This window comes from Citrobacter sp. Res13-Sevr-PEB04-36 (assembly GCF_015672735.1).
GTDB lineage: Bacteria > Pseudomonadota > Gammaproteobacteria > Enterobacterales > Enterobacteriaceae > Citrobacter.
In genome coordinates this window covers 32,980-59,456 of sequence record NZ_JADABY010000057.1, presented here as the reverse complement: position 1 = coordinate 59,456, position 26,477 = coordinate 32,980, and the positions used below count along the sequence as shown (strand labels likewise).

The 26,477-nt window shown below is 52.7% G+C and carries 26 protein-coding genes and 1 riboswitch; of the genes, 16 read left to right on the top strand and 10 right to left on the bottom strand.

Features of this window, described 5'->3' with window-relative positions:
• Window positions 1–6 precede the first annotated feature (6 nt).
• Window positions 7–213 (top strand): cell surface composition regulator GlgS, encoded by a 207-nt coding sequence (glgS, locus tag IMQ48_RS16870; RefSeq protein WP_196209944.1) that lies wholly within the window; start codon window positions 7–9, stop codon window positions 211–213.
• Between the two features lie 33 nt (window positions 214–246).
• Here the strand turns inward: glgS and ubiK are convergent, their stop codons facing one another.
• Complete coding sequence (ubiK, locus tag IMQ48_RS16865) at window positions 247–543, bottom strand: ubiquinone biosynthesis accessory factor UbiK (protein ID WP_196209943.1); 297 nt, start codon at window positions 541–543, stop codon at window positions 247–249.
• 132 nt (window positions 544–675) lie between these two features.
• Window positions 676–825, top strand: a riboswitch (FMN riboswitch).
• Between the two features lie 109 nt (window positions 826–934).
• On the opposite strand from ubiK, the gene ribB reads away from it, so the two are divergent.
• Window positions 935–1,588, top strand: coding sequence for a 3,4-dihydroxy-2-butanone-4-phosphate synthase (ribB, locus tag IMQ48_RS16860; RefSeq protein WP_103769751.1), 654 nt, complete (start codon window positions 935–937; stop codon window positions 1,586–1,588).
• 520 nt (window positions 1,589–2,108) lie between these two features.
• Complete coding sequence (locus tag IMQ48_RS16855; RefSeq protein ID WP_196209942.1) at window positions 2,109–2,285, top strand: hypothetical protein; 177 nt, start codon at window positions 2,109–2,111, stop codon at window positions 2,283–2,285.
• A 65-nt stretch (window positions 2,286–2,350) separates the two neighbouring features.
• Here the strand turns inward: IMQ48_RS16855 and zupT are convergent, their stop codons facing one another.
• Window positions 2,351–3,124 carry a zinc transporter ZupT gene (gene zupT, locus IMQ48_RS16850; RefSeq protein WP_196209941.1) on the bottom strand — a complete coding sequence of 258 codons (774 nt, stop codon included), beginning with the start codon at window positions 3,122–3,124 and terminating at the stop codon, window positions 2,351–2,353.
• 147 nt (window positions 3,125–3,271) lie between these two features.
• Here zupT and ygiD point away from each other — a divergent pair, with 147 nt between their 5' ends.
• Window positions 3,272–4,060 carry a 4,5-DOPA dioxygenase extradiol gene (gene ygiD / locus IMQ48_RS16845; RefSeq protein ID WP_196209940.1) on the top strand — a complete coding sequence of 263 codons (789 nt, stop codon included), beginning with the start codon at window positions 3,272–3,274 and terminating at the stop codon, window positions 4,058–4,060.
• A gap of 85 nt (window positions 4,061–4,145) precedes the next feature.
• Here the strand turns inward: ygiD and IMQ48_RS16840 are convergent, their stop codons facing one another.
• The 3 genes from IMQ48_RS16840 to tolC form a co-directional block, all read right to left on the bottom strand.
• A complete protein-coding gene (locus IMQ48_RS16840) occupies window positions 4,146–5,306 on the bottom strand; it encodes a glutathionylspermidine synthase family protein (protein WP_196209939.1) in 1,161 nt (386 codons plus the stop codon).
• A gap of 5 nt (window positions 5,307–5,311) precedes the next feature.
• A complete protein-coding gene (locus IMQ48_RS16835; protein ID WP_196209938.1) occupies window positions 5,312–5,989 on the bottom strand; it encodes a DUF1190 family protein in 678 nt (225 codons plus the stop codon).
• 148 nt (window positions 5,990–6,137) lie between these two features.
• Window positions 6,138–7,619: an outer membrane channel protein TolC gene (gene tolC / locus IMQ48_RS16830; protein ID WP_196209937.1), complete on the bottom strand. Its 1,482-nt coding sequence runs from the start codon at window positions 7,617–7,619 to the stop codon at window positions 6,138–6,140.
• Window positions 7,620–7,824: 205 nt separating this feature from the next.
• Between tolC and nudF the strand changes: the two genes are divergently transcribed.
• From nudF to parE, 5 genes are read left to right on the top strand one after another with little or no spacing between them, the layout of a single operon-like run.
• Window positions 7,825–8,457, top strand: a complete 633-nt coding sequence (nudF, locus tag IMQ48_RS16825) for an ADP-ribose diphosphatase (protein ID WP_196209936.1) — start codon at window positions 7,825–7,827, stop codon at window positions 8,455–8,457.
• The gene (locus tag IMQ48_RS16820; RefSeq protein WP_196209935.1) at window positions 8,454–8,876 is read left to right on the top strand and encodes a DUF1249 family protein; all 423 of its coding nucleotides are present in this window, start codon (window positions 8,454–8,456) and stop codon (window positions 8,874–8,876) included. The genes nudF and IMQ48_RS16820 overlap by 4 nt, the downstream gene beginning before the upstream one ends.
• A gap of 24 nt (window positions 8,877–8,900) precedes the next feature.
• On the top strand, window positions 8,901–9,728 hold the full coding sequence (gene cpdA, locus IMQ48_RS16815; RefSeq protein WP_196209934.1) for a 3',5'-cyclic-AMP phosphodiesterase: 828 nt from the start codon (window positions 8,901–8,903) through the stop codon (window positions 9,726–9,728).
• Window positions 9,728–10,309, top strand: coding sequence for an esterase YqiA (yqiA, locus tag IMQ48_RS16810; protein ID WP_196209933.1), 582 nt, complete (start codon window positions 9,728–9,730; stop codon window positions 10,307–10,309). The genes cpdA and yqiA overlap by 1 nt, the downstream gene beginning before the upstream one ends.
• Before the next feature lie 28 nt (window positions 10,310–10,337).
• Window positions 10,338–12,230 (top strand): DNA topoisomerase IV subunit B, encoded by a 1,893-nt coding sequence (gene parE / locus IMQ48_RS16805; protein WP_196209932.1) that lies wholly within the window; start codon window positions 10,338–10,340, stop codon window positions 12,228–12,230.
• 97 nt (window positions 12,231–12,327) lie between these two features.
• Here the strand turns inward: parE and IMQ48_RS16800 are convergent, their stop codons facing one another.
• Window positions 12,328–13,179, bottom strand: a complete 852-nt coding sequence (locus IMQ48_RS16800; RefSeq protein ID WP_196209931.1) for an AraC family transcriptional regulator — start codon at window positions 13,177–13,179, stop codon at window positions 12,328–12,330.
• A gap of 165 nt (window positions 13,180–13,344) precedes the next feature.
• Here IMQ48_RS16800 and IMQ48_RS16795 point away from each other — a divergent pair, with 165 nt between their 5' ends.
• Genes IMQ48_RS16795 through IMQ48_RS16785 form a run of 3 tightly spaced genes read left to right on the top strand, consistent with a single transcriptional unit; the run spans window position 13,345 to window position 17,658 of the window.
• Window positions 13,345–15,165: a DUF2264 domain-containing protein gene (locus IMQ48_RS16795; protein WP_196209930.1), complete on the top strand. Its 1,821-nt coding sequence runs from the start codon at window positions 13,345–13,347 to the stop codon at window positions 15,163–15,165.
• Between the two features lie 10 nt (window positions 15,166–15,175).
• Window positions 15,176–16,444 (top strand): oligosaccharide MFS transporter, encoded by a 1,269-nt coding sequence (locus IMQ48_RS16790; protein ID WP_196209929.1) that lies wholly within the window; start codon window positions 15,176–15,178, stop codon window positions 16,442–16,444.
• 23 nt (window positions 16,445–16,467) lie between these two features.
• Window positions 16,468–17,658 (top strand): glycoside hydrolase family 88 protein, encoded by a 1,191-nt coding sequence (locus tag IMQ48_RS16785; protein ID WP_196209928.1) that lies wholly within the window; start codon window positions 16,468–16,470, stop codon window positions 17,656–17,658.
• Between the two features lie 93 nt (window positions 17,659–17,751).
• Here IMQ48_RS16785 and IMQ48_RS16780 read toward each other — a convergent pair whose 3' ends face one another.
• The 4 genes from IMQ48_RS16780 to qseB all read right to left on the bottom strand — a co-directional run bounded on the left by IMQ48_RS16780 (window position 17,752) and on the right by qseB (window position 20,792).
• A complete protein-coding gene (locus IMQ48_RS16780) occupies window positions 17,752–18,066 on the bottom strand; it encodes a putative quinol monooxygenase (RefSeq protein ID WP_182270959.1) in 315 nt (104 codons plus the stop codon).
• Window positions 18,067–18,096: 30 nt separating this feature from the next.
• On the bottom strand, window positions 18,097–18,678 hold the full coding sequence (locus IMQ48_RS16775) for an NAD(P)H-dependent oxidoreductase (RefSeq protein ID WP_196209927.1): 582 nt from the start codon (window positions 18,676–18,678) through the stop codon (window positions 18,097–18,099).
• A gap of 108 nt (window positions 18,679–18,786) precedes the next feature.
• Window positions 18,787–20,136 carry a quorum sensing histidine kinase QseC gene (qseC, locus tag IMQ48_RS16770; protein ID WP_196209926.1) on the bottom strand — a complete coding sequence of 450 codons (1,350 nt, stop codon included), beginning with the start codon at window positions 20,134–20,136 and terminating at the stop codon, window positions 18,787–18,789.
• Window positions 20,133–20,792 (bottom strand): quorum sensing response regulator transcription factor QseB, encoded by a 660-nt coding sequence (gene qseB / locus IMQ48_RS16765; protein ID WP_196209925.1) that lies wholly within the window; start codon window positions 20,790–20,792, stop codon window positions 20,133–20,135. The genes qseC and qseB overlap by 4 nt, the downstream gene beginning before the upstream one ends.
• A 152-nt stretch (window positions 20,793–20,944) precedes the next feature.
• On the opposite strand from qseB, the gene IMQ48_RS16760 reads away from it, so the two are divergent.
• The 4 genes from IMQ48_RS16760 to plsC all read left to right on the top strand — a co-directional run bounded on the left by IMQ48_RS16760 (window position 20,945) and on the right by plsC (window position 26,409).
• Window positions 20,945–21,337, top strand: a complete 393-nt coding sequence (locus IMQ48_RS16760) for a YgiW/YdeI family stress tolerance OB fold protein (RefSeq protein ID WP_196209924.1) — start codon at window positions 20,945–20,947, stop codon at window positions 21,335–21,337.
• Between the two features lie 116 nt (window positions 21,338–21,453).
• Window positions 21,454–23,061, top strand: coding sequence for an ABC transporter substrate-binding protein (locus IMQ48_RS16755; RefSeq protein WP_196209923.1), 1,608 nt, complete (start codon window positions 21,454–21,456; stop codon window positions 23,059–23,061).
• A gap of 156 nt (window positions 23,062–23,217) precedes the next feature.
• The gene (parC, locus tag IMQ48_RS16750; RefSeq protein WP_196209922.1) at window positions 23,218–25,476 is read left to right on the top strand and encodes a DNA topoisomerase IV subunit A; all 2,259 of its coding nucleotides are present in this window, start codon (window positions 23,218–23,220) and stop codon (window positions 25,474–25,476) included.
• 195 nt (window positions 25,477–25,671) lie between these two features.
• Window positions 25,672–26,409: a 1-acylglycerol-3-phosphate O-acyltransferase gene (plsC, locus tag IMQ48_RS16745; protein ID WP_196209921.1), complete on the top strand. Its 738-nt coding sequence runs from the start codon at window positions 25,672–25,674 to the stop codon at window positions 26,407–26,409.
• The last annotated feature ends 68 nt before the right edge of the window (window positions 26,410–26,477 follow it).

The window sequence follows — 26,477 nt, the reverse complement described above, 5'->3', positions numbered from 1 at the left end:
GAGGGTATGCTCATGAACAGCAATATGTATTCACTGAACAATTTCGATTTCCTGGCACGGAGTTTTGCCAGGATGCAGGCTGATGGCCACGCTGTTGATATCCAGGCCGTAACCGGCAACATGGATGAAGAGCACCGCAGTTGGTTTTGCAAACGCTATGCGCTGTATTGCCAGCAGGCTACTGAGGCGAAAAAATTAGAACTGGAACACTAACAGATAAACGGGCCTTGCGGCCCGTTGTCATTTTTACGCTTGTGGATCGACGGGCGGGATAGCAGGCGCAGGCTTCACTTCAGCCTGCTTTTCACGTGTTTCCAGCTCAGTCAGGCGTTGTTCAAGCAGTGCCAGCTTTTCGCGAGTGCGCAGCAAAACCTGGGTTTGTACATCAAACTCTTCGCGGCTTACCAGATCCAGGCGCGTCAGTTGTGACTGCAGCGTTTGGCGAATCTTCTTCTCGACGTCTTCTCCAAACTCGCGGATCCCTTTCGGCATCGACTCGTGGACCTGACGAGCAATCTGCTCAATTTTTTTCGGGTCAATCATGGTGGTTTCCCTGAACTGGTACGTGTTGCTGCTTATTGTAATGCGAACTGGCAGCAGCATAAACCAGAATTGTGTGAAGTGAAGTCTAGCAAAGGCGTTGATGAAGGTAATTAATAGCGTTATAGTTAACCCGCTTATTCTCAGGGCGGGGCGAAATTCCCCACCGGCGGTAAATCAACTGATGTTGAAAGCCCGCGAGCGCTTTTCGTTAACGCGAAAAGGTCAGCAGATCCGGTGTAATTCCGGGGCCGACGGTTAGAGTCCGGATGGGAGAGAGTAACGAGATCCAGTCGGGCATGGACCCGCTCACGTTATTTTTTTGCCGCTTAGACGGTACTCCTAAGACTGCCCTGATTCTGGTAACCATAATTTTAGTGAGGTTTTTTTTACCATGAATCAGACGCTACTTTCCTCTTTTGGTACGCCTTTCGAACGTGTTGAACATGCGCTGTCTGCGCTGCGTGAAGGACGCGGTGTGATGGTGCTTGACGACGAAGATCGTGAAAACGAAGGCGATATGGTATTCCCGGCAGAAACCATGACCGTTGAACAGATGGCTCTCACCATCCGTCACGGTAGCGGTATTGTTTGCCTGTGCATCACTGAAGATCGACGTAAGCAGCTCGATCTGCCAATGATGGTGGAAAATAACACCAGCGCTTACGGCACGGGCTTTACCGTGACCATTGAAGCCGCTGAAGGCGTAACTACCGGTGTTTCTGCAGCAGACCGTGTTACCACGGTTCGCGCAGCAGTTAAAGACGGCGCTAAACCTTCCGATCTGAACCGTCCGGGACACGTTTTCCCGCTGCGTGCTCAGGCGGGTGGCGTGTTGACCCGTGGTGGTCACACTGAAGCTACCATCGATCTGATGACGCTGGCAGGCTTTAAACCGGCCGGTGTACTGTGTGAGCTGACCAATGATGATGGCACCATGGCGCGTGCGCCAGAGTGCATCGAATTTGCAGGCAAGCATAATATGGCCGTGGTCACGATCGAAGATCTGGTTGCTTACCGCCAGGCGCACGAACGTAAAGCCAGCTGATAACACACGCTTTACCACGCCAGTTGCGGTGGCAATAAAAAACCGAAGCCAGTTTTCTGGCTTCGGTTTTTTGTTATTATGGCCCGACTATTTAGCTTTGCCCGGACGAACGGTATCCTTTAACGAAGATATACTGCTTTATATTTTATCGATATATAATATATTCCGCATGCGCTATTTTTGTATTTTTTACCATATAAGAATATGGCTAAATATTTGTGATAAGTAAATGTGTTTATTGTTTTAGGTGTGTTTGTTATCAATCTCTAGTGTATTGATTTAATTAAATAAAGTCAGTTTGGAATGTACTTAGTATAATTAATGTTATTTATAGATGTTTGCAGGTTCTGCATTGTTTTATTTTTAATGCACGTTTTGCAATTGGATTTAGCCGTTGAATTATATGATCGAAATCATCTATTTGTTTCTGTAATGTGCCACTATAGTGGTAGGTTGAAATAAGGTTATGTGAAATTTTAACGTTAAATGTTTAATGATGTTAAATTTTAAGGGTGAAAGAATGTTTATTGCCTGGTATTGGATGGTATTAATTGCACTCGTTGCAATAGGTTATTATTGTCATATGAAGCGTTATTGCCGAGCGTTTCGACAAGACAGAGATGCATTGCTTGAGGCGCGTAACAAACTATTTCGTGGTACAAACGAAGAGGCTGGCACGGTCAGGGAGCATGAATAATCCCTGGCGTTTTGCTGTGGTAGAGGCGGATGGTCTGCTGAGCATGACAGCATCCGCCATTTGTATTATCCGATACCCATTGATTGCAGGATGACAAGGCTGAGTCCCATCACCGACATTCCGCAGAGTACGCCATAGCTGGGGTTATTATTCGGGTCGATTTCTTTTGCCAGCGGCATCAGTTCATCGACGGACAGTGCGACCATAATACCGGCAACCGCAGCCATAATTGCTGCCATAACCACTGGTGAAATCAAACTCCCCAGAGTTAACCATGCCAGTACCCCTCCGAGTATTTCCGCCATCCCGGAGATCCCGGCCCAAAATATCGCGGTACGTTTCGATCCGGTTGCCGCGTACACAGGGCCAGCGACGGCCAGGCCTTCAGGAATATTATGCAATGCCACGGCGAGGGCGATGCCAAAACCCAACTCGAGGTTGCTGCTGGCAGTAACAAATGTCGCGACCCCTTCCGGGAAATTGTGCAGGCTAATGCCCAGAGTGAGTAAAATGGCGGTGCGCTTAATGGAACCGGGTAAGGGTTGTGTTGTTTTTTGCACGAGATCCTGAGGATGGGCATGCGGCAGTAAACGGTCCAGACCAAAATATCCCAGTAAGCCCACAATAAACATTCCGTAGCCGAGTACGGGTGACATTCCTTCTGCAGCCAGTGCTGCGGGTAGCATCTCCATCAAGGAGATAAGCAGCATAATGCCCGCGGCAAAACCCAAAGAAAATGCGAGTACGCGATTAGAGGGCTTTTGCCCCAACACGCCAAGAAGGGCGCCAATAAAGGTGGCGGCGCCCGCCAGTAAAGTCAGAAGTAAAGGTACTGACATCGACAAATCCAACTCCTTATCAATCTGCTGTCCGGGCCAGACCGTCAAAATAACTGATGATCTTCATCATGGTTATCTGAGTTCTTCATCAACCGAAAAAGCGTATTGTGGTGATATCAAAATGACTCCCTCAGTAAGGATATCATCATGTCTTCAACTCGTATGCCAGCATTGTTTCTCGGGCATGGCAGCCCGATGAATGTTCTGGAAGATAACGTTTATACCCGTGCCTGGCAGCAGCTGGGGGAAACGTTGCCACGTCCGAAAGCCATCGTTGTGGTTTCGGCGCACTGGTTTACGCGTGGCACTGGCGTAACCGCGATGGAAGCGCCGAAAACGATTCATGACTTTGGTGGTTTTCCGCAGGCGCTGTATGACACACATTACCCGGCTCCGGGCTCGCCAGAACTGGCGCAGCATTTAGTGGATTTGCTGTCTCCCGTACCTGTTACCTTAGACAAAGAAGCCTGGGGTTTTGATCACGGGTCGTGGGGCGTGCTGATCAAGATGTACCCGAATGCTGACATCCCGATGGTGCAACTGAGTATTGATAGTACGAAACCGGCAGCCTGGCATTTTGAGATGGGTCGTAAGCTGGCGGCGCTGCGCAACGAAGGTATTATGCTGGTGGCCAGCGGTAACGTGGTGCATAACCTGCGCACAGCACGCTGGCACGGTGAGAATACACCGTATCCGTGGGCGAGTTCATTCAACGATTATGTGAAGGCCAATCTGGCATGGCAGGGGCCGATTGAGCAGCATCCGCTGGTCAACTATCTGGATCATGAAGGCGGATCGTTGTCTAATCCAACGGCGGATCACTACCTGCCGCTACTGTATGTACTAGGGGCGTGGGATGGCAAAGAACCGGTGACGATCCCGGTGGATGGCATCGAGATGGGCAGTCTGAGTATGCTGTCGGTGCAGGTTGGATGATTAATGCCCGATGGCGCTGCGCTTATCGGGCCTACAGTTCGTGTCGTAGGCCGGGTAAGGCGGAGCCGCCACCCGGCACTTTCATTCATTCGACAAAAATATGCGGATAAAAGCGGGAAAGATCTTGAGTGATCAGCGCTCTGTCTTCGCGAATGCCAATCCCGGCTGGCTGATCGTTAATCAGCCAGCTGCCGATCAGAACGTAGCTGTCGCCAAACTTCGGTAGCTGATGGAACTGCTGTACGATCATCCCTTCTTCACCGTACGGACCTTCCACCGCTTCGATCGTTTTACCGTTCTCAACGATCGACACGTTAGCGCCCTCACGCGAGAAGATCGGTTTCACGACGAATTTTTCCATCTGCGGATAGTCGTCTTCGGCGAAATACGCAGGTAGCAGGTTTGGATGGTTAGGGAACATTTCCCACAGTAGTGGTAACAGCGCCTTGTTGGAGATGATGCTCTTCCAGGCCGGTTCCAGCCAGCGAACGCCGGCATCTTCCAGCTTGGTAGAGAACATCTCGCGCAGCATAAATTCCCACGGATAGAGCTTAAACAGGTTGGCAATCACCTGATCTTCTAAGTCCGTGAACTGACCTTTTTCACCGAGGCCGATATCTTCGACATAGAGGAATTCGGTGGCGATTTCCGCTTCGGCCGCGCAATCCTGCAAATACTGGATGGTCCCGCGATCTTCGACGGTGTCACGACAGCAGGTCAGGTGCAGTAGCTGAAAACCATACTGTTCGCGCAGCGCGGTGAAGCGTTCAATCAGCTTTTCCTGCAGGCTGTTGAACTGATCGCTGCCTTCCGGCAGGTTCCCGGCATTGAGCTGATCTTCTAACCAGATCCACTGGAAGAATGCAGCTTCGTACAGCGAGGTTGGCGTGTCGGCGTTGTTTTCCAGAAGCTTTGGTTCACCGATGCCATCCCACGCCAGATCGAGGCGGGAATACAGCGACGGTTGCTGGGTCTGCCAGGACTGGCGGACAAACCCCCAGGTATGCTTGGGAATACGAAACTTGGTCATCAGCTCGTCGCTGGCGATGACCTTTTCAACCACCTTGAGGCACATCTGATGCAGCTCTGCGGTGACGTCTTCCAGCTTTTCGACCTGAGCAAGCGTGAGCTTGTAGTAGGCATCTTCACACCAGTACGGCTCGCCGTACATGGTGTGAAAGTTAAAACCGTATTCGGTGGCTTTTTCGCGCCAGTCCGGGCGCTCAATAATACTGACTCTTTCCATGTGGATCAGCCGCCCATTGAACGCGTAGTGGTACCGCTGGCGCTACGCTGCATGGTGCTTTGTTTAGCGACAGACTCACCAAAACCACCGCGCGTGACGGTTGATGTGGTGGCTGGTTTTGGCGCCATGGCCGTTTTTGGCACGGTCATGGTACGGCCCGGCTGCGCTGCACCGTAGTTTTTGCCGCCAGCATCGGTGTATTTACCGTAGGCCGGGCTGGCCGGATTTTTCGAGCTGAACAGCGGCTGCTGAGCGCCCATACCGCCGCCCATCATGCGGCCCATCATGTAGCCTGCCATCAGCGGCATCCAGAAGCTGCCACTGCTTTGATTCTGCGCCTGAGCCTGGCCTTCACCAGTCGGTGCCATACCTGCCTGTGCAGGTGCCTGCTGGCACTGACCTTCACCGAATTCAGCGATACAGTCTTCGCGGGTGGCGTACTTCGGCGCCGTGCGCTCAGCTTCTTTCAGTGCGTTGTTGAATGCGGTTGTACATTCAGCGCTTTTACCCGGATTCGCCGTCGAGCAGTCGTCCGCATTTTGGTAAAGCGATACTGTTTCGTCGCTCTGCTCACAGCCCGCCAGCATAATAACTGCGGTAACAGCCAGGGCAACAGGAGTCAGGTGGCGTGCGCTCCAGCTTTTGCGGAACGACGCGTGATGTATAGATTTTGTCCGTTTCATTTATGTCTTCCAGGACCCAGTGGTAAATACTGCTCAGAATAGAGGATGACTGGTCGAAATTGAAGCGGGAAGAGGCGAGAATGCGGAAGAAGGGGCGGATCTTTACGTTGTCTTACGTTCGGACGGGGCCGAAGCCCCGTCATCGCCATCAGTTACGGAACGGATTGTTGCCGTTGCTGCTGGTTGAACGTGCAGCCGTCGGCTGAGCGACTGCGGTGTTGTTGCTTGCGGTATAACCGTCTGCCGCAGCATCTTGCTGTGTGTTTTCCGGTGCAACCGTGTCAGGTGCGGTTGGAATCGGTTTACCCAGCGTATTGTTCAGCGCCACCAGATCCTGCTCGTTCAGTGTACCGAGCGCAGACTTGATGTTTAACTGGTTGATAAGATAGGTGTAACGCGCATTAGCCAACTGTTGCTTGGCGTTGTACAGCGTGGTGGTGGCATCCAACACATCCACGATGGTACGTGTACCAACGGAATAACCGGCCTCCATCGCGTCCAAAGAACTTTGCGCAGAGACAACTGCTTGTTTGTACGCGTTAATGCTACTGATGGAAGCATTAATGTTATTGAAGGATGAACGTACGGTTTGGACCACGCTGCGGTGCGCGCTTTCCAGCTGTTCGCTCGCGCCCACAAAGTTGTACTGCGCTTGTTTCACCTGCGAGTTAACCATTCCACCTTGATACAGCGGCAGCGAGAAGCTCAGACCAATTTTGTTCTGACCCATATTGCTGTCGTCATACTGGGAACCTGTTGAATTGCGAGTTTTAGAACCGTTGTAGGAGGTGTCAGAGACACCGGTAGAAGCGGTCAAATCTAGCGTCGGCAGGTGACCGTCCTGTGCCAGGCGGATTTGTTCACGCGCCAGGTCCTGGCTTAAACGCGCCTGCAGTAAGGTCAGGTTGCGGTTTTCGGCTTCTTTCAGCAGCGCATTCACTGCCTGTGGCTTGTTGGTTTTAAAGCCGTCAACATTCAGTGAGGCAAGTTCCGGGTAGTAGTTGCCGGTTACCTGACGTAGTTCTTCCACCGCGTTGTCCAGATTGTTACGCGCGGTGACTTCATTTGCCAGCACGGTATCGTATTGTGAGCGGGCGTTCTGCACGTCAGTAATGGCGACCAGGCCGACGTTAAAACGCTGGGTAGTCTGATCCAACTGACGGTAAACTGCGTCTTTCTGTGCCTGGGTGTAAGACAGCACATCAATCGCGTTCAATACGTTAAAATAAGCGGTGGCGGTATTCAGGATCAGCGTTTGCTGATCGGTCTGATAGGTCACATCCTGGATGCCCGCTGATTTTTCTTGCAGCGTCAGGGCACGCCATTTCGACATATCGAACAGAGACTGAGTCAGAGTTAACGAGGCACTGGTTGCATTGGAGTTAACGCCGTTTGCATCACGGTAGCCATTGCTGTAGGTGTAATCGGCACCTAAACCCAACTGAGGCAGTAACGGGCTACGCGCTTCGTTAATTTTTTCGAATGCAGCATCGCGATCGGCGGCGGATTTACGCAATTCCGGGTTGCTCAGGCGTGCTTGCTGATAAACCTGCATCAGGTTCTCTGCCTGGCTCAAAGTACTGAACCCCGACAGGCTCAGGCCGATAAGGATGGGGAGCAATTTCTTCATTTGCATTCCTTGTTGTGAAGCAGTATTTAGCGCTGATCAAATGGTAAAAATAATTGTTGATTCTAGCAGAATCCGCCACTTCAAAAAGTTGGCGTTACGTGCCATACGGCGTTAATTTGCATCAATTTAACACAAGGGCGTTCAAACAGCAGTCAAACGACCTTGAAATTCACATTTTAATCACTATTGGTATCAGGACAGCACAATGCGTAAACCAGACAACTTGCCAATGACTTTCACTAAAAATGATGTAGAAATTATTGCACGAGAAACGCTATACCGCGGTTTTTTTTCACTGGATCTTTATCGGTTCCGTCACCGCTTATTTAACGGTGGGATGAGCGATGAAGTGACGCGCGAAATTTTTGAGCGCGGACACGCGGCGGTCTTGCTACCCTTTGACCCTGAGCGGGATGAAGTTGTGCTGGTTGAGCAGATCCGCATTGCGGCATTTGACACGAGTGAAAGCCCGTGGTTGCTGGAAATGGTAGCAGGGATGATCGAAGCAGGCGAAACTGTTGAGGACGTTGCCCGCCGTGAAGCGATGGAAGAGGCCGGGCTGGATGTTAAACGCACCAAACCCGTGCTGAGCTATCTGGCAAGCCCCGGCGGCACCAGCGAACGCCTGTCCATTTTGGTCGGTGAAGTGGATGCCACGACCGCAAGCGGGATCCATGGTCTGGCAGATGAAAACGAAGATATTCGCGTTCATGTGGTGAGCCGGGAACAGGCTTATCAGTGGGTGGAAGAGGGAAAAATCGACAACGCGGCTTCTGTCATCGCCCTGCAATGGTTACAGCTGCACTATCAAGAGTTAAAAACTGAGTGGAAAAAATGAAGCGTTACACACCTGACTTCCCTGAAATGATGCGCCTGTGCGAAACCAACTTTTCGCAACTGCGCCGCCTGTTGCCGCGTAATGACGTGCTCGGCGAAACAGTGAGCTATCAGGTGGCAAACGCACAATATCGGTTAACGATTGTTGAATCGACCCGATACACTACGCTGGTTGCGATCGAACAGACGGCGCCTGCTGTCACTTACTGGAGCCTGCCATCGCTTACCGTCCGCTTGTATCATGATGCGAGGGTGGCTGAAGTGTGTTCAAGTCAGCAGATCTTTCGCTTCAAAGCGCGGTATGATTATCCAAATAAAAAGTTGCATCAACGCGACGAAAAGCATCAAATTAATCAGTTTCTAGCCGACTGGTTGCGGTACTGTTTAGCACATGGAGCGATGGCGATTCCGGTTTATTAGCGTCGTGAAACCTAAGGACACCATTTGGAAAGCCTGTTAACCCTTCCTTTGGCTGGTGAGGCCAGAGTCAGGATCTTACAAATTACAGACACTCACCTGTTTGCCGAAAAGCATGAAACGCTGCTGGGTGTAAACACCTGGGACAGCTATCAGTGCGTACTGGACGCCATACATGCTGAGTCGACCGATTACGATCTGATCGTAGCGACTGGCGATCTGGCACAGGATCAATCCGCTGCGGCTTATCAGCATTTTGCTGAGGGCATCGCAAGCTTCCGTGCGCCTTGCGTCTGGCTACCCGGTAATCACGATTTTCAGCCAGCCATGTACAGCGCCCTGCAGGACGCTGGAATTTCTCCTGCGAAACGCGTCTTCATTGGTGAACAGTGGCAAATTTTGCTGCTCGATAGCCAGGTTTTTGGCGTTCCCCACGGAGAATTAAGCGAATTCCAGCTTGAATGGTTGGAGCGCAAACTTGCCGATGCGCCTGAACGCAATACCTTGCTGCTTTTACATCACCATCCACTGCCTTCTGGCTGCAGCTGGCTCGATCAGCACAGCCTGCGTAATGCCGCTGAGCTGGACAACGTGCTGGTGAACTATCCGCGCGTGAAGTACCTGCTGTGCGGGCATATTCACCAGGAGCTGGATCTTGACTGGAACGGTCGCCGCCTGCTGGCTACGCCGTCGACGTGCGTGCAGTTCAAGCCGCATTGTGCCAACTTCACGTTAGATACCATTAGCCCCGGCTGGCGTACGCTGGAGCTCTTTGCTGATGGTTCTCTGCACACTCAGGTGTGCCGTCTGCCGGGAATTCGGTTCCACCCTGATACCGCTTCAGAAGGCTACTGATGTCTACGCTTCTCTATCTACACGGATTTAATAGCTCTCCTCGCTCGGCGAAGGCGTGTCTGCTGAAAAGCTGGCTGTCAGAGCACCACCCGCACGTTGAGATGATCGTACCGCAATTGCCTCCGTATCCTGCCCAGGCGGCGGAGATGCTGGAATCGATAGTCCTTGAGCATGGCGGAGAGTCGCTGGGGATTGTCGGTTCTTCTTTAGGGGGCTATTACGCCACCTGGCTGTCGCAATGCTTTATGTTGCCAGCAGTAGCGGTGAATCCTGCTGTGCGGCCATACGAACTGCTGGTCGACTACCTTGGTCAAAACGAGAACCCCTACACGGGTCAGCAATATGTGCTAGAGTCTCGCCATATTTACGATCTTAAAGTCATGCAGATTGACCCGCTGGAAGCGCCGGATTTGCTCTGGCTGCTACAACAAACGGGCGATGAAGTGTTGGACTACCGCCAGGCGGTGGCGTATTACGCCTCCTGCCGTCAAACTGTTATTGAGGGCGGAAACCACGCATTCACAGGCTTCGAAGATTATTTCAACCAGATTGTCGATTTCCTTGGACTGCACAGTTTTTGACGATCAATTCGAATTGCTAATTTAAACCATGACGCAAACTTATAACGCTGATGCCATTGAGGTACTCACCGGGCTTGAGCCGGTTCGCCGCCGCCCGGGGATGTACACAGATACGACTCGCCCTAACCATATGGGGCAGGAAGTTATTGATAACAGTGTGGATGAAGCGCTGGCCGGGCACGCGAAGCGTGTCGAGGTTATCCTTCATGCCGATCAATCACTGGAAGTCATTGATGACGGACGTGGCATGCCCGTCGATATCCACCCGGAAGAGGGCGTTCCGGCCATTGAACTGATCCTTTGCCGTTTGCACGCAGGGGGCAAGTTTTCTAACAAAAACTACCAGTTCTCCGGTGGCCTGCATGGTGTAGGGATTTCCGTGGTTAACGCCTTGTCAAAGCGTGTTGAAGTGGCCGTTCGTCGTGATGGTCAGATTCACAGTATCGCCTTTGAACACGGTGAAAAGGTCGAAGATCTGCACGTTTCCGGTACCTGTGGAAAGCGCAATACCGGGACCAGCGTGCACTTCTGGCCAGATGAAAGTTTCTTTGACAGCCCGCGCTTCTCCGCTTCTCGCCTGAGTCATCTGCTGAAAGCCAAAGCGGTACTCTGCCCGGGCGTGGAGATTATCTTCAAGGATAAGGTCAACGATACCGAACAGACCTGGCGCTACGCCGATGGCCTGACCGACTACCTGAGCGAAGCGGTGAACGGGCTGCCGTTGCTGCCGGAGAAGCCGTTCGTCGGGACGTTTTCCGGTGATACGGAAGCGGTGGATTGGGCGCTGCTGTGGCTGCCGGAAGGCGGTGAACTGCTGACCGAAAGCTACGTTAACCTGATCCCAACCATGCAGGGCGGTACGCACGTCAACGGCCTGCGTCAGGGGCTGCTGGATGCGATGCGTGAATTCTGTGAATACCGCAATATCCTGCCGCGCGGTGTGAAGCTGTCCGCTGAGGATATCTGGGAGCGCTGTGCTTACGTGCTGTCCGTGAAGATGCAGGATCCGCAGTTTGCCGGGCAGACCAAAGAACGACTCTCTTCGCGTCAGTGCGCGGCGTTCGTTTCTGGCGTGGTGAAAGATGCCTTTAGCCTGTGGCTGAACCAGAACGTGCAATCAGCAGAGTTGCTGGCGGAAATGGCGATTTCCAGCGCTCAGCGTCGTCTGCGTGCGGCGAAAAAAGTGGTGCGTAAAAAGCTCACCAGCGGTCCGGCCCTGCCGGGTAAACTGGCGGACTGCACCGCGCAGGATCTTAACCGCACCGAGCTGTTCCTGGTGGAAGGTGACTCGGCGGGTGGATCGGCCAAGCAGGCGCGCGATCGTGAATATCAGGCGATCATGCCGCTGAAGGGTAAGATCCTGAACACCTGGGAAGTCTCTTCTGATGAAGTGCTGGCTTCACAGGAAGTCCACGATATTTCGGTGGCGATCGGTATCGATCCGGACAGCGACGATCTCAGCCAGCTGCGCTACGGCAAGGTTTGTATCCTCGCGGATGCGGACTCCGATGGTCTACACATTGCTACGCTGCTGTGCGCGTTGTTTGTGAAGCACTTCCGCACGCTGGTCAAACACGGACACGTCTACGTGGCGCTGCCGCCGCTGTACCGTATCGACCTCGGGAAAGAGGTGTATTACGCGCTCACGGAAGAAGAGAAAGCGGGCGTACTGGAGCAGCTGAAGCGTAAGAAAGGCAAGCCGAACGTCCAGCGCTTTAAAGGTTTGGGTGAGATGAACCCGATGCAACTGCGCGAAACCACGCTGGATCCGAATACCCGCCGCCTGGTGCAGCTCATCATTGATGACGAGGACGATCAGCGCACCAACGCCATGATGGATATGCTGTTGGCGAAGAAGCGTTCTGAAGATCGCCGCAACTGGCTGCAGGAGAAAGGCGACCTGGCGGATCTCGAAGGGTAAGCGTGATGTTGAATGCCGGATAGCGCTTCGCTTATCCGGCCTACATTCGCATTGTGCCCGTAGGCCTGATAAGACGCATCAGCGTCGCCATCAGGCGTTACGGCTTATGCCGCTTCCTGTACTGTAACGGCGTCTCGCCAATGCCTTTTCCGAAGGCGCTGATAAAATAAGTCACATCAGAAAACCCCACTTTTTGCGCAATCTCCCTGACGCTTGACTCGCTGTGTAACAGCGCCTCGCAGGCTTTTCTCAACCTCAGCGTGTTGAGATACCCGAGGATGCTCTCACCTGTTTCTACTTGAAAACGCCGCGAAACATAACTTTTGGATTTTCTTAATGCTTGTGCCAGCGTCACCAGACTAAATTTATGCATGTAGTGCTCATCAAGCCAGAACATCACCTGGCTGGCTACCCCCGTATCTCTATCATGCGTATTGACGCTATCTTCGGCTAACAAGCTGAATAAATTCAATAACAGGCAGGCAACGTGCTCAGTGTTAAGCGGTTTTTGCGCGGCCAGTTTCGCATAGCGGCTGAACAGAAAATCAATGTGCGCATGGATGTCTGCGGCGTCGATGACCCACGCTTCGCCTCCGCGTACGCTCAGGTGTTGCAGACGCTGTTGGTGAAGCGGAAAGTCACGTAACACCTTCAGTACCGCGTGCTGATCGAGATGGATAATGGTCCGCCGATAACGGTCCCGCGCCTGCTCGTCGACGAAAATTTTATGCAGCGTAAACGGTGGAAAAAAGAACATCCGCCCTGGACGCATGGTGTATTGTTTATGATCGACCGTCACCACGCCAAACCCTTCCTCCACGTACAACACTTCCAGACACTGATGCCAGTGGTGATAACGAACCGTATTGGCAAATAAGCGACTGAACGACACCACCGCGTCGTTGAGGGCAATCAGCTCCAGGTACTCTTGAGGGGAAGAGACGTTCATAGTGCAATAAATTTAAACTTTTTCCGGTGAATTTCTGTTTATAAACCCTATTTTTAAATTTCTTCAATCACTGTTTTATTTTAATGCTGGTGGTGTGATTGAAGTAACATTTCTGCTTGTCTGCCGTTCACTATTCTTTAGCCACTTAATTCAGAGGGGCAGAGTATGTGGTCGGCAACTGAAGAAAAATCAAATCCATTGTCATCCCGCGAAGATGTAACGCGTGCCGTTAATACCCTTTTGCGGGCACTCGACAAGCAATTCCCGGCGGGGCAGGCTCAGTTTTCTCTCGGTGAGACCAGCGCGCATTACAGCGTGGATATTGCCTGCATGGAAGGGCTTTCCCGAGCTCTATGGGGGTTGTTTCCGCTGATGGCCGGCGGGGCTGATGCGCCGTTTGCTGAAAAATATATTCAGGCGATAAAACTCGGCACCGATCCACAAAGCTCGCACTACTGGGGGGACACCGGCCCTTACGATCAGCGTCTGGTCGAGATGGCGGCGTATGGTCTGGGGCTGGCATTATTGCAGACGCGTTTAACCGGGATGTTCAGCGCAACGGAGCAGGACAATCTGCACCGCTGGTTAAATCAAATCACGGATGCCCAGATGCCGGACAGCAACTGGAACTATTTCGCCATTATCGTGCAGCTTGGCTTTAAACGTGCAGGACTACCGTTTGACCAACAGGCTATCGATCGGCGATTTGAGATGATGGACGCCTACTACCTGGGCGATGGCTGGTATTCCGACGGCCCCGGGCGACCTAAAGATTATTACATCTCCATGGCATTTCATTTCTATGGCCTGCTGTATGCCACCCTCAGCCCGCAAGACACTCATCGCGCTGCCACCCTGCGTGAACGTTCCCGGCTGTTTGCCGCGGATTTTATCTTTATGTCTGCCGCCGATGGGGCATCGGTGCCATTTGGTCGCAGCCTGACCTACCGCTTTGCCATGGTCGCTTTCTGGAGCGCGGTGGCCTTTGCTGAGCTGGATGTATTCTCCCCAGGGGTTATCAAAGGGGTGATCCTGCGCCATCTGCGCTGGTGGCAACAGCAGCCGATTTTTGATCGAGATGGCATCCTGACGTTGGGCTTTGCCTATCCAAACCTCGCGATGTGTGAAGACTACAACTCGCCGGGATCGCCGTACTGGGCATTGAAAGTCTTTTTGATCCTCGCGTTACCGGACGATCACGCTTTCTGGCTGGCTGAAGAGTTGCCGCTTCCGGTGCTTGACGAAAAACGGGTGATTGCCCATGCCGGGCAGATCCTGCAACACAGCGAAGATTCTGCGCATGTCACGATGCTGACGTCAGGCCAGCTTGAGCTGAATAACTATGTCAATACCGAGGCCAAGTACACCAAATTTGCCTACTCCAGCCGCTTTGGCTTCACCATTGAGCGCGGGCGCTACGGCATCAAACATGCGGCCTGCGACTCCATGTTACTGCTGTCGGATGGCGATAACTACTTCCGTGGGCGCCGTCAGTGCGATGACGTTCACGTTGATGAAAATTATCTCTGGTCGCGTTGGTCGCCGTGGCATGACGTCAGTATTGAGACCTGGTTGGTGCCGTTTGGCGAGTGGCATATTCGTTTGCACCGTATTCACAGTGCGAGAACGCTGCAAACGGTGGAAGGGGGCTTTGCGGTCATGAAGACAGAGCCGCAGCTCAGTGTACGGAGAAGTCTGCTGGCAGCGCCTAACGGGACCAGTGTGATTGTGGATCTGTCACCTGCAATAACCCGCCAGCCGGACTGCGTGGTTACGCCACCTAACAGCAGCATTATGTTTGCCGAATGCGCGGCTATTCCGACGCTGACCACCGAGATCCTGCCGGGCGAGAGCTGGCTGTGCTGCGCGGTGAACGCCAGCGGCAAGCAAAAAACTGCGCTCATGGCCCCGCTGCTGCAAATTAACCGTAACCAGGTTGTTATTCGCGAACCTGACGGTGCACGCCAGTTGTCATTCTTTTTATAGCGAGGATGGTATGAAAAAGAGTTCAGCGAGTAACAGAACCGAATACTATAAAATCAGTAGCTTTATTTTTCTTTATTTCTTTACCTGGTCGGCCAGTATTGGCCTGCTGGCCATTTGGCTGGGGCAGAAAGCGCAGTTAAGCGGGACGGTTATCGGTACCGTATTTGCTGTGAACGGTATTTTCTCGGTGATACTGAAGCCGATTTATGGCTATATCCTCGACAGAATAGGTATGAGTAAATATCTGCTCTATTTTGTCGTGATTATGTCGGCATTGATGGCACCGTTTTTTATTTATGTATATCAGCCATTATTAATCTCTAATACCCTGCTGGGTATTATTGTCGGGGCAATTTACTTAAGCTTTGCCTGGTATGCCGGTGTGGCTGCCTGTGAATCCTATTCTGACCGCTACAGTCGTTTAAACGGCATGGAGTTTGGGCAAATCCGCATGTGGGGATCGCTCGGTTGGGCGGTGGCATCGTCGTTCTCCGGCCTGCTGTTTAACCTCTCTCCGGCGTATAACTTTATGTTGGGTAGCGTGGCGTCGGTGGTGATGCTGATTGTCCTGTTGAGCCTGAAAGTGAACGTAAATTCAGCCAATGCCTCAGAGGTACTGACCAAAGATAAAATCTCTCCTGCGGATGTTTACGCGCTGCTGCGTAACCGCAAGTTCTGGGCGTTTTGCCTGTATGTCGCAGGCGTGGCGTGGATGATGTTTATCGCCGAACAGCAATTCTCGCGCTACTTTGTCACCTTCTTTTCTGATGTACATAAAGGCAATGCGGTATTCGGATATCTGGGCACCGTGCAGTCAGGTATGGAATTTGTCATGTATATGGTGATCCCGCTGTTCGTTAACTACATCGGCGCGAAGCGGGGATTGCTGATTGTCGGGGCGCTGGTCGGCGCCCGCCTGGTTATCTCCGGACTGTGCGACTCGCATCTGTTAATTTCAGTGCTAAAACCGTTGTATGGCCTGGAAATCTGTTTATTGCTGGTTTCTGTCTTTAAATACATTGCCGAACATTTTGATAAACGCGTCAACGCAACCATGTATTTACTGGGTTATCAGGCGATGCTGTATGTTGGCAACGTGGTGGTGTCTTCACCTGCCGGATTAATGTATGACCGAATTGGATTTGAAAAGACCTATATCATTATGGGCATTATTGCGCTGATTTTTACGCTTATTTCGGCATTTACGCTATCTGCCTGCCAAAGTAAATATCGCAATAATACCGTGCTCGATATCGCCGAAAATAACGCGACAAGATAATCTACGTAATAAGGAACCGAAATATGTTAAAGCATATCGTTGAGGAAACGTTGCGCGCTTTTCCTGGTAGCCCGCTTAATACCGCAGCCTTTCAGGAGCAAATGAATGGCGCACGGGAACATGTCCTCGAACTGCTTAGTCGTCATTTAACGGAATTCGGTGAATACTTTCCCGCCGAAACCTGCGTTAACGGTTATTACCCGTTGACGGATAATGTGGAATGGACCACCTGCTTCTGGACCGGGCAACTGTGGCTGGCGTGGGAAATGAGCGGTGAAGCAACATTTCGTGAAATGGCCGAAAAGCACGTGCGCTCATTTGGTTTGCGTATTGCCGGGCGCCATGACACAAACACCCACGACCTGGGTTTCCTGTACACGCTCTCCTGTGTGGCGGCCTGGCGGTTGACGGGCAATCGCGATGCGCGCGGTTTTTCGCTGATGGCGGCAGAAGCGCTGCTTGAACGTTTTCACGAGAAGGCGCAGATCATTCAAGCCTGGGGCGATCTTCGCGATCCCGAGCAGGCCGGTCGGATGATCATTGACTGCAATATGAACCTGCCGCTGCTGTACTGGGCCAGTGAACAGACGGGCGATCCGCGCTTTGCTAATGCGGCAAAAGCGCATGTGGCGCAGGCGGCGAAATATCTGATCCGTGAAGACGCTTCGACGTTCCATACCTACTACATGGACGTGCAAACCGGCGCACCGCGCTACGGTAATACCCAGCAGGGTTACGCTGACGATTCATGCTGGTCGCGTGGGCAGGCGTGGGGGATTTATGGCTTCCTGCTGAGCTATATCTATACCGGCGATCGCGAGATGGTGCAGCTGTCGAAAAAACTGGCCAACTACTTTCTCAATCGCCTGCCGGAAGATGCCGTTTGTCACTGGGATCTGGCGCTGGTGGGCACCGATGCGCTGCGTGATTCTTCTTCGGCGGCCATTGCGGTATGCGGCTTGCTGGAATTGATAAAACACCTGCCGGTGACCGATCCTGATCGTGAGCGTTATCAACAGTGGGCGATGGGGATCATGTCATCGCTGACGCAGCATTATCTGATGGGCAAAGATGAGAAGGGCAACGGGCTACTGAAACACTCGGTTTACCATTTTGCGAGCAACAAAGGGGTTGATGAGTGTTCAAGCTGGGGTGATTACTTCTACGTTGAGGCGTTAACGCGATTCACACAGTGCTGGAAGCTGTACTGGTAAGTTTATTGCCCGGTTGCACTGTGCTCGCCGGGCTTACGGATCGCGTGTATACCGGATACGTCGCGGGCGACGTCATCCGGTACATCAACAATCTTAAATGCCTGATTCCAGGATACGAATGCTCATTTCCAGCACATCACCTTTGACGGCTTCGCTGTAGGCTTTCATATGCGGGGTCTGCAAATGCGCTTCAAGGTGCGCAATGCTTTCCCACTGTTCAATCATCACGATTGAATCCGGCGCTGTAGTCTGAAAACTTACACCCGCGGCGTGATCGACCATCGGCGCATAGCCGTGGCAGCCTTCTTCCTTCAGGACGGTGGGAACGATTTTAGCAAACTGATCCAGTACCGCCTGGCGGTGATGTTGACCTGGACGCGTACGGATTTCTGCAATAACGGTAAGCATGGTTAACTCCTTCTAATTCCAGGTAACTAGTTAACCAAAAATCTCGGTCAGATGCTTGCGATATTCTGCGATATAACGCGGGACATCCGGCATTTTAATCACATCATTGGTGATAAAGGTCGGTAACGCTTCCATACCTAAAAACTGGTTTGCTTTATGGAACGGCAGATAAACGCCATCCACACCGACGCCATGGAAGAACTGATCTTTGTCGGTAAAAGCTTCCATCGGTGCGTTCCAGGTCAGGGACAGCATGTATTTTTTGCCCTGAATCAAGCCGCCGGAACCGTATTTTTTAGTAGCATCAGAACGTGTACGGCCGTCGCTGGCGTACAACGTACCGTGCCCTGCGGTGAACACATCATCGATGTATTTTTTTACCGTCCACGGTGCGCCCATCCACCAGCCCGGCATTTGCCAGATGACGGCGTCAGCCCAGACAAAGTTCTGCACTTCTGCTTGTACGTCGTAATCGCTGTCTGCGCGCACGACTCTAACATCATGCCCGAGGTCGCGCAGGATACCATCCGCGACCTCGGTCAGGGTGTCATTAAGCTGACCATTGGAATGGCCGAATTTTTTAGCGCCATTGATAATCAGAATGTTGCTCATGTTGTGTCCTCAAAGAATTACGTTTGAGGGCGATTTTACGCCGATGATCGGTGCGGTGAAATTAGCAAAATGTGCAAAGTCTTTTGCTGGTAGCGCAATAATTCGTCGTTACCAGCTGATTTTGGCTTCAAACCCGCCTTCCGCGGCGTTGGCGAATGACACCGACATACCGTGCAGCGTCGCAATTCGCCGGACGATCGACAGGCCCAGTCCGCTGCCGGTCGCGTTTTGTCCCGGAGGACGATAGAAACGTTCACCAATGTGCAGAAGAACCTCTGGTGTAACGCCCGGGCCGTTATCTTTGACGCTGAAATAGCGGGCGTTGAGCGTCACGTCCACAACGCTACCCTGCGGGCTGTAGCGGATTGCATTATCCAGTAGATTGCGGACCATCAGGCTGAGCAACAGCGGTTGGCCGGTGCGTTTAACGTCGTGAGCGTTAATCTGCAAGCGTACGTCGATGTGGGCCTGCTGTGCCGGGTGGTAGATATCCATGACGGCGGACTGCAGTAACTCGTCGAGAGAGATATCGGCGACATCCTGAAGATTGTTGAGCGAGTCGAGGCGCGAAAGCGTCAGCAACTGATCGACCAGGCGCGTGGCGCGGTCGATTCCCGTCTGCATCTGCATTAGCGCTTTTTGCCGAGCCTGCGGATCATCGTCAGACAGTTGCGCCACCTCGGTTTGAACCTTGAGCGCTGTCAACGGACTGCGCAGTTCGTGCGCGGCATCTGAGGTAAAGCGCCGCTCGCGTATCATAGTGGTATGAATACGGGTAAACAGTTGATTGAGCGACTCAACCAGCGGACGAACCTCGCCGGGAATACCCTTCAGGCTCAGAGGCTCTTCTGAATCCGGATCGCGCAAACGTAAAGCCTGCGCCAGCTTTTTCAGCGGCTTAAGCTCAAGGCTTAATAGCACAATCAGGATCAACAGCATCAGCGGCAGGGCGACCAGCCACGGCACCAGCTGTGCCGTCACAATCGCCAGCGCCATATCTTCGCGGTATTCCCACTCCTGGCCAACCACTACCCGGTACTTTTTATCCGCTGAAGTCAGCCAGATAAAGCGCCATTTATCGTTGTCGCCGTTCAGATAACCGTCATCAAACCCTTCCCGGCGATAGCTATAAGGAATGTACTGACCATTGTCACCGTCGTGAAGGACCATTTTTCCTTCCGGCGTGTAGACCGCAAAGGTCAGTACATCGTCGTCAATATGGCCATGTTTGAACTTTTTCGGCGTTTGGGCAAAGCGCTCAGAGGCTTTTAGCTCGTTAAGATCCAGCGTGACCAGCCGTTTGGCAAACAGCATCAACTGCGTGTCAAACATCTCGTCGACATTATCGGTGGTTTGCTTCCAGGCGACAAAACTGGAAATCAGCCAGGTCACCAGCACCAAAATGATGAAGATAAGCGTTAGCCTGACGCGCAGGCTGAGGCGTTGTGTGAGTTTCATGTGTCACCCAGGGTGTAACCAATGCCATGTACGGTACGGATAAAGTCACTGCCGAGCTTACGGCGTAAGTGATGGACGTGCACTTCAACTGCATTGCTGGAGACGTTTTCATCCCAGTTATACAGTTTTTCTTCAATGTGTTTACGGGGCAGGACTCGCCCTTTATTGCGCATCAACAACTCAAGCAGGGCGAACTCCTTCGGCTTGAGCGACAACGGCTCTCCCGCGAGCGAGGCGACCAGTGCGCCGGGATTAAGCGTCACCTGACCGTGGCGTAGTTCGCTAGTGGCCTGGCCGCTGGCGCGGCGCACCAGCGCTTCCAGTCGGGCGGCAACTTCAATCAGCGCAAAGGGTTTACACAGGTAGTCATCCGCACCGAGGCGCAAGCCTTCCACGCGTTCTGCCAGCGCGTCGCGGGCGGTTAAAATCAGCACCGGCTCCTGTTTTCCTTTGGCGCGCCACTCGCGCAGGATATCGCGGCCGTCAATACCCGGCAGCGTCAGGTCGAGGATCACCGCGTCATAAGGCGCACTGTAAAGCGCCTCTTTACCCTGACGACCTTCGGTAAACCAGTCGATGGTGAACCCCATTTTACTCAGCCCCGTTTTCAGGCCGTCGCCAATCAACGCGTCATCTTCTACCAGTAAAATACGCATATGTTCTTCCCAGCGCTTACTCTGTTGGTTGTCAGTAAACCTTGTGACAACCAGGGATGTACAGCAAAAAAGAATCTTTTTTTGCCTTAAGAAGTTGTTAAGGATTAACTTATTAAATAGTCGTGAAACAACATGATAAGGGAGACATGAAGATGAAAAAATTAGCTGCAATGGTTGCCGTAATGGCACTGTGTTCCGCACCTGTTCTGGCAGCGCAGCAGGGCGGCTTCTCTGGCCCAACAGCGACGCAAAGCCAGGCAGGCGGATTTGTGGGTCCGAATGGCAGCAGCACGACGGTAGAAAGTGCAAAATCGCTGCGTGATGATGCCTGGGTTACTCTGCGTGGGAACATCGTCGAGCGTATCTCTGACGATCTGTACCTGTTTAAAGATTCAACTGGCACGGTGAACGTGGATATCGACCACAAGCGCTGGAATGGCTTGACCGTCACGCCGCAGGATGTCGTAGAAATCCAGGGCGAAGTGGATAAAGACTGGAACTCCGTTGAAATCGACGTGAAACAGATTACCAAAGTCGCCAAATAATCCCCATCAGGGCCGCGTTCGCGGCCCTTTTCTTTGTGCTTAAATGTGATGCAAATCAGCCTGTAAACGACAGTAACGTGTAAAGTGGCAGGACCATTTTTACGCACAGAGATATCATGAAAACGCGTCCATTATTATGGCTGGTCAGCCTGATGTGCAGTTCCCCTCTTTTTGCCGCAACAATCCCAGACGGAACGTCGCTCGCCCCGCAGCAAATCTTTCGTTACAACAACCATAGCGATCCGGGCACTCTCGACCCCCAACAAGTGGAGGAGAATACGGCTGCTCAAATTGTTCTCGATCTGTTTGAGGGGCTGGTGTGGATGGACGGTGAGGGGAAAGTTCAGCCCGCTCAGGCCGAGAGTTGGGACGTTCTGGATGGCGGGAAACGTTATATTTTTCACCTGCGCAAAGGACTGCAATGGTCAGATGGCGTGGCGCTGACGGCGCATGATTTTGTCGCGGGCTGGCAGCGCGCGGTTGACCCGCATACTCTCAGCCCGTTTGCCGGATATCTGGCGGCGGCGCATATCAAGAATGCGCAGGCGATTGTTGAAGGTAAATCACCGGTCAGTGCGCTGGGGGTGAAGGCGGTAGACGATCTGACGCTTGAAGTTTCGCTCGAACAGGTTGTGCCGTGGTTTACCAGCATGCTGGCGTGGCCCACGTTATTCCCGGTGCCGCAGCATACCCTGTCGCAATATGGCGATGCGTGGAGCAAGCCAGAACATCTGGTGTCTAATGGCGCATTCGTGCTGGACAAATGGGTGGTCAACGAGAAGATCGTGGCGCGTAAAAATCCACGTTATCGAGATGCACAACATACGGTTTTACAGCAGGTAGAATATCTGGCTCTGGATAATGCCGTAACGGGCTACAACCGCTACCGTGCCGGTGAGGTTGATCTCACCTGGGTGCCGACCCAGCAAATTCCGGCGATAGAAAAAAACCTGCCGGGTGAGCTGCGGGTGCTCCCCCGCCTGAACAGCGAATATTATAACTTCAACACGCTCAAGGCCCCGTTCAATGATGTCCGGGTACGTCGGGCGCTGTACTTGACCGTCAACCGGCAACTGATTGCTGAGAAAGTGCTTGGGCTTCGCACGCCAGCCACGACTCTTACGCCCCCGCAGGTCGCTGGTTTTACACCACCAGTGCTGACCGATCTACAGGCACCGATGAACGAACGGGTTGCAGAGGCAAAAGCCTTATTGAAACAGGCCGGGTTCGACGCACAGCATCCTTTAACCTTTGAGCTGTTTTACAATAAGTACGACCTGCATGAGAAAACGGCCATTGCCTTGTCTTCTGAGTGGAAAAAATGGCTTGGCGCGGATGTTAAGCTGCGCACTATGGAGTGGAAAACGTACCTGGATGCACGACGTGAAGGGGATTTCATGTTGTCTCGCCAGTCGTGGGATGCGACCTACAACGAAGCATCAACATTTTTGAATACACTACAGTCGGGGAATGCAGAGAATGTGGGGCGATGGCATGACGCGCACTACGATGCGCTGCTGGCTCAGGCTGCCCGTACGTCTGACGCCGCGCAGAGGAACCTGCTCTATACGCAAGCCGAAGAGATTATTCATCAGCAAGCTCCGATCATTCCCCTTTACTATCAGCCGTTGATTAAATTGTTGAAACCCTACGTGGGCGGCTTTCCTGTGCAAAATCCGCAGGACTATGTATACAGCAAAGAACTTTATATCCGGGCGCACTGATAAACGGATGCTGCAGTAAAGATTGCCGTCGCGTCGCTGCGGCGGCAAAACCACTGAACTTTGTGACTCAACTCGCCAGATAGGGTAGTATCTGCGGCAATATTGCCTGACGAATACCGGGTATTGTTCGGGCTAACAGTTGAGGAACCACGATTAATGAGCGATATGGCAGAGCGCCTTGCGCTGCATGAATTCACGGAAAACGCCTATCTGAACTATTCCATGTACGTCATCATGGACAGGGCGTTGCCGTTTATTGGTGATGGTCTGAAACCCGTTCAGCGACGCATCGTTTACGCGATGTCCGAACTGGGGCTGAATGCCAGCGCCAAATTTAAAAAATCCGCCCGTACCGTCGGCGACGTACTGGGTAAATACCACCCACACGGCGACAGCGCCTGCTATGAAGCGATGGTGCTGATGGCGCAGCCGTTCTCTTACCGTTATCCGCTGGTTGACGGGCAGGGGAACTGGGGGGCACCGGACGATCCGAAATCGTTCGCGGCGATGCGTTATACCGAATCTCGACTGTCTAAATATGCGGAACTGCTGCTGGGGGAACTCGGCCAGGGGACGTCGGACTGGGTGCCAAACTTCGACGGCACCATGCAGGAGCCGAAGATGCTGCCTGCGCGTTTGCCGAATATTCTGCTGAACGGCACCACCGGTATTGCGGTCGGCATGGCAACGGACATTCCGCCACATAACCTGCGTGAAGTGGCAAAAGCGGCGATTACGCTGATTGAGCAGCCGAAAACGACGCTGGATCAGCTGCTGGATATCGTCCAGGGACCGGATTACCCGACTGAAGCCGAAATCATTACCCCGCGTGCGGAAATTCGTAAGATTTACGAAAACGGACGTGGCTCCGTGCGTATGCGTGCGGTCTGGACCAAAGAGGATGGCGCGGTGGTGATTTCCGCGCTGCCACATCAGGTTTCCGGTGCCAAAGTGCTGGAACAGATTGCCGCCCAGATGCGCAATAAAAAGCTGCCAATGGTGGACGATCTGCGCGACGAGTCGGATCACGAAAACCCGACCCGTCTGGTGATCGTGCCGCGCTCCAACCGTGTGGATATGGAGCAGGTGATGAACCACCTGTTTGCCACCACCGATCTGGAAAAAAGCTACCGCATCAACCTGAACATGATTGGCCTCGACGGTCGCCCGGCGGTGAAAAACCTGCTGGAGATCCTCACCGAATGGCTGGCGTTCCGCCGCGATACCGTGCGTCGTCGCCTGAACTATCGTCTGGAAAAAGTCCTCAAGCGCCTGCACATCCTCGAAGGTTTGCTGGTGGCGTTCCTCAACATTGACGAAGTGATTGAAATTATTCGTCATGAAGATGAACCGAAGCCTGAGCTGATGTCGCGGTTTGGCATTTCTGAAACCCAGGCTGAAGCCATCCTCGAATTGAAGTTGCGTCATCTTGCCAAACTGGAAGAGATCAAAATTCGCGGCGAGCAGGACGAGCTGGCGAAAGAACGCGATCAGCTGCAGGGCATTCTGGCCTCAGAGCGTAAGATGAGTAACCTGCTGAAGAAAGAGCTGCAGGCAGACTCAGATGCCTATGGCGACGATCGTCGTTCTCCGCTGAAAGAGCGCGAAGAAGCGAAGGCGATGAGCGAGCACGATATGCTGCCGTCTGAGCCGGTCACTATTGTGCTGTCGCAAAGCGGCTGGGTGCGTAGCGCCAAAGGCCATGACATTGATGCGCCGGGCTTAAGCTATAAAGCGGGTGACAGCTACAAGGCGGCGGTGAAGGGCAAGAGTAACCAGCCGGTGGTGTTCGTGGACTCAACCGGGCGTAGCTATGCCATCGATCCTATTACGCTGCCGTCGGCGCGCGGTCAGGGCGAACCGCTGACCGGTAAACTCACGCTGCCGCCGGGAGCGACGGTTGAGCATATGCTGATGGAAAGCGATGATCAGAAGCTGCTGATGGCCTCCGATGCTGGCTACGGTTTCGTCTGCACCTTTAATGACTTAGTGGCGCGTAACCGTGCAGGTAAGGCATTGATTACGTTACCGGAGAACGCGCATGTGATGCCGCCGGTGGTGCTTGAAGATGAAAGCGACATGCTGCTGGCGATCACCCATGCTGGGCGTATGTTGATGTTCCCTGTCAGTGACCTGCCGCAATTGTCGAAAGGGAAAGGGAACAAGATCATCAACATTCCGTCTGCGGAAGCGGCGAAAGGTGATGATGGACTGGCACACCTCTATGTGTTGCCGCCACAAAGTACGCTGACCATTCATGTTGGTAAACGCAAAATTAAACTGCGTCCTGAAGAACTGCAGAAGGTGACCGGCGAGCGTGGTCGTCGCGGTACGCTGATGCGCGGTTTGCAGCGCATCGACCGTATCGAGGTTGACTCGCCCCGACGCGCCAGCCAGGGCGATAGCGAAGAATAACGCTGTCGTCTGACTCTCCTTGCTTTTACGCAGGGAGAGTCAGCATTAAAAAATCCCGTGAAACCGTTGTTTATTCGTGCATTGCGATTAACAATACGCTTTTCCAGAGAGCCGCTCTTAACAAAGCCCTAACCTGACGCAGGGTTCTGCATCAGGTGACGTAAAATGCCAGGCTCTTAGGCCTTAGAGGTTGTTATGCTATATATTTTCCGTTTATTCATTACCGTTATTTACTGCATTCTGGTCTGTGTTTTTGGCTGTATATACTGTCTGTTCAGCCCGCGAAACCCAAAACACGTCTCTACGTTTGGCCGTATGTTTGGTCGACTGGCTCCCCTGTACGGCCTGAAGGTGGAATGCCGAATGCCCCCTGATGCAAAGGACTATGGCAACGCTATCTATATTTGTAACCATCAGAATAACTACGACATGGTTACCGCTGCGAATATCGTACAGCCACCGACAGTAACGGTCGGTAAAAAAAGCCTGCTGTGGGTCCCGTTCTTCGGCTTGTTGTACTGGCTCACCGGTAACCTGTTGATCGACAGAAACAATCGCGCCAAAGCGCACAGCACCATTGCGACGGTAGTTAATCATTTTAAAAAACGCCGTATCTCTATTTGGATGTTCCCGGAAGGTACGCGTAGCCGTGGCCGTGGTCTGCTGCCGTTTAAAACCGGCGCGTTTCATGCGGCAATCGCCGCGGGTGTTCCGGTGATCCCGGTGTGCGTATCAACGACCTCGAATAAGATTAAACTTAACCGATTAAATAATGGTCTGGCGATCGTCGAGATGTTACCGCCAGTAGATATCAGCCACTATGGTAAGGATCAGGTTCGTGAACTGGCTGCGCATTGCCGCACGTTAATGGAACAAAAAATCGCCGAACTCGACAAAGAAGTTGCCGAGCGAGAAGCTGCCGGTAAGGTGTGATTCGCGCCATTCGAGTTTGTTACAGGAAATGCTTTCCTGCGTGTTAATAGCCAGTTTTACATGGAGCT

Bases quoted from the DNA above. Each gene is read 5' to 3' on its own strand.
- glgS (WP_196209944.1), top strand. From the start codon at position 7: ATGCTCATGAACAGCAATATGTATTCACTGAACAATTTCGATTTCCTG.
- ubiK (WP_196209943.1), bottom strand. From the start codon at position 543: ATGATTGACCCGAAAAAAATTGAGCAGATTGCTCGTCAGGTCCACGAG.
- ribB (WP_103769751.1), top strand. From the start codon at position 935: ATGAATCAGACGCTACTTTCCTCTTTTGGTACGCCTTTCGAACGTGTT.
- IMQ48_RS16855 (WP_196209942.1), top strand. From the start codon at position 2,109: ATGTTTATTGCCTGGTATTGGATGGTATTAATTGCACTCGTTGCAATA.
- zupT (WP_196209941.1), bottom strand. From the start codon at position 3,124: ATGTCAGTACCTTTACTTCTGACTTTACTGGCGGGCGCCGCCACCTTT.
- ygiD (WP_196209940.1), top strand. From the start codon at position 3,272: ATGTCTTCAACTCGTATGCCAGCATTGTTTCTCGGGCATGGCAGCCCG.
- IMQ48_RS16840 (WP_196209939.1), bottom strand. From the start codon at position 5,306: ATGGAAAGAGTCAGTATTATTGAGCGCCCGGACTGGCGCGAAAAAGCC.
- IMQ48_RS16835 (WP_196209938.1), bottom strand. From the start codon at position 5,989: ATGAAACGGACAAAATCTATACATCACGCGTCGTTCCGCAAAAGCTGG.
- tolC (WP_196209937.1), bottom strand. From the start codon at position 7,619: ATGAAGAAATTGCTCCCCATCCTTATCGGCCTGAGCCTGTCGGGGTTC.
- nudF (WP_196209936.1), top strand. From the start codon at position 7,825: ATGCGTAAACCAGACAACTTGCCAATGACTTTCACTAAAAATGATGTA.
- IMQ48_RS16820 (WP_196209935.1), top strand. From the start codon at position 8,454: ATGAAGCGTTACACACCTGACTTCCCTGAAATGATGCGCCTGTGCGAA.
- yqiA (WP_196209933.1), top strand. From the start codon at position 9,728: ATGTCTACGCTTCTCTATCTACACGGATTTAATAGCTCTCCTCGCTCG.
- parE (WP_196209932.1), top strand. From the start codon at position 10,338: ATGACGCAAACTTATAACGCTGATGCCATTGAGGTACTCACCGGGCTT.
- IMQ48_RS16800 (WP_196209931.1), bottom strand. From the start codon at position 13,179: ATGAACGTCTCTTCCCCTCAAGAGTACCTGGAGCTGATTGCCCTCAAC.
- IMQ48_RS16795 (WP_196209930.1), top strand. From the start codon at position 13,345: ATGTGGTCGGCAACTGAAGAAAAATCAAATCCATTGTCATCCCGCGAA.
- IMQ48_RS16790 (WP_196209929.1), top strand. From the start codon at position 15,176: ATGAAAAAGAGTTCAGCGAGTAACAGAACCGAATACTATAAAATCAGT.
- IMQ48_RS16785 (WP_196209928.1), top strand. From the start codon at position 16,468: ATGTTAAAGCATATCGTTGAGGAAACGTTGCGCGCTTTTCCTGGTAGC.
- IMQ48_RS16780 (WP_182270959.1), bottom strand. From the start codon at position 18,066: ATGCTTACCGTTATTGCAGAAATCCGTACGCGTCCAGGTCAACATCAC.
- IMQ48_RS16775 (WP_196209927.1), bottom strand. From the start codon at position 18,678: ATGAGCAACATTCTGATTATCAATGGCGCTAAAAAATTCGGCCATTCC.
- qseC (WP_196209926.1), bottom strand. From the start codon at position 20,136: ATGAAACTCACACAACGCCTCAGCCTGCGCGTCAGGCTAACGCTTATC.
- qseB (WP_196209925.1), bottom strand. From the start codon at position 20,792: ATGCGTATTTTACTGGTAGAAGATGACGCGTTGATTGGCGACGGCCTG.
- IMQ48_RS16760 (WP_196209924.1), top strand. From the start codon at position 20,945: ATGAAAAAATTAGCTGCAATGGTTGCCGTAATGGCACTGTGTTCCGCA.
- IMQ48_RS16755 (WP_196209923.1), top strand. From the start codon at position 21,454: ATGAAAACGCGTCCATTATTATGGCTGGTCAGCCTGATGTGCAGTTCC.
- parC (WP_196209922.1), top strand. From the start codon at position 23,218: ATGAGCGATATGGCAGAGCGCCTTGCGCTGCATGAATTCACGGAAAAC.
- plsC (WP_196209921.1), top strand. From the start codon at position 25,672: ATGCTATATATTTTCCGTTTATTCATTACCGTTATTTACTGCATTCTG.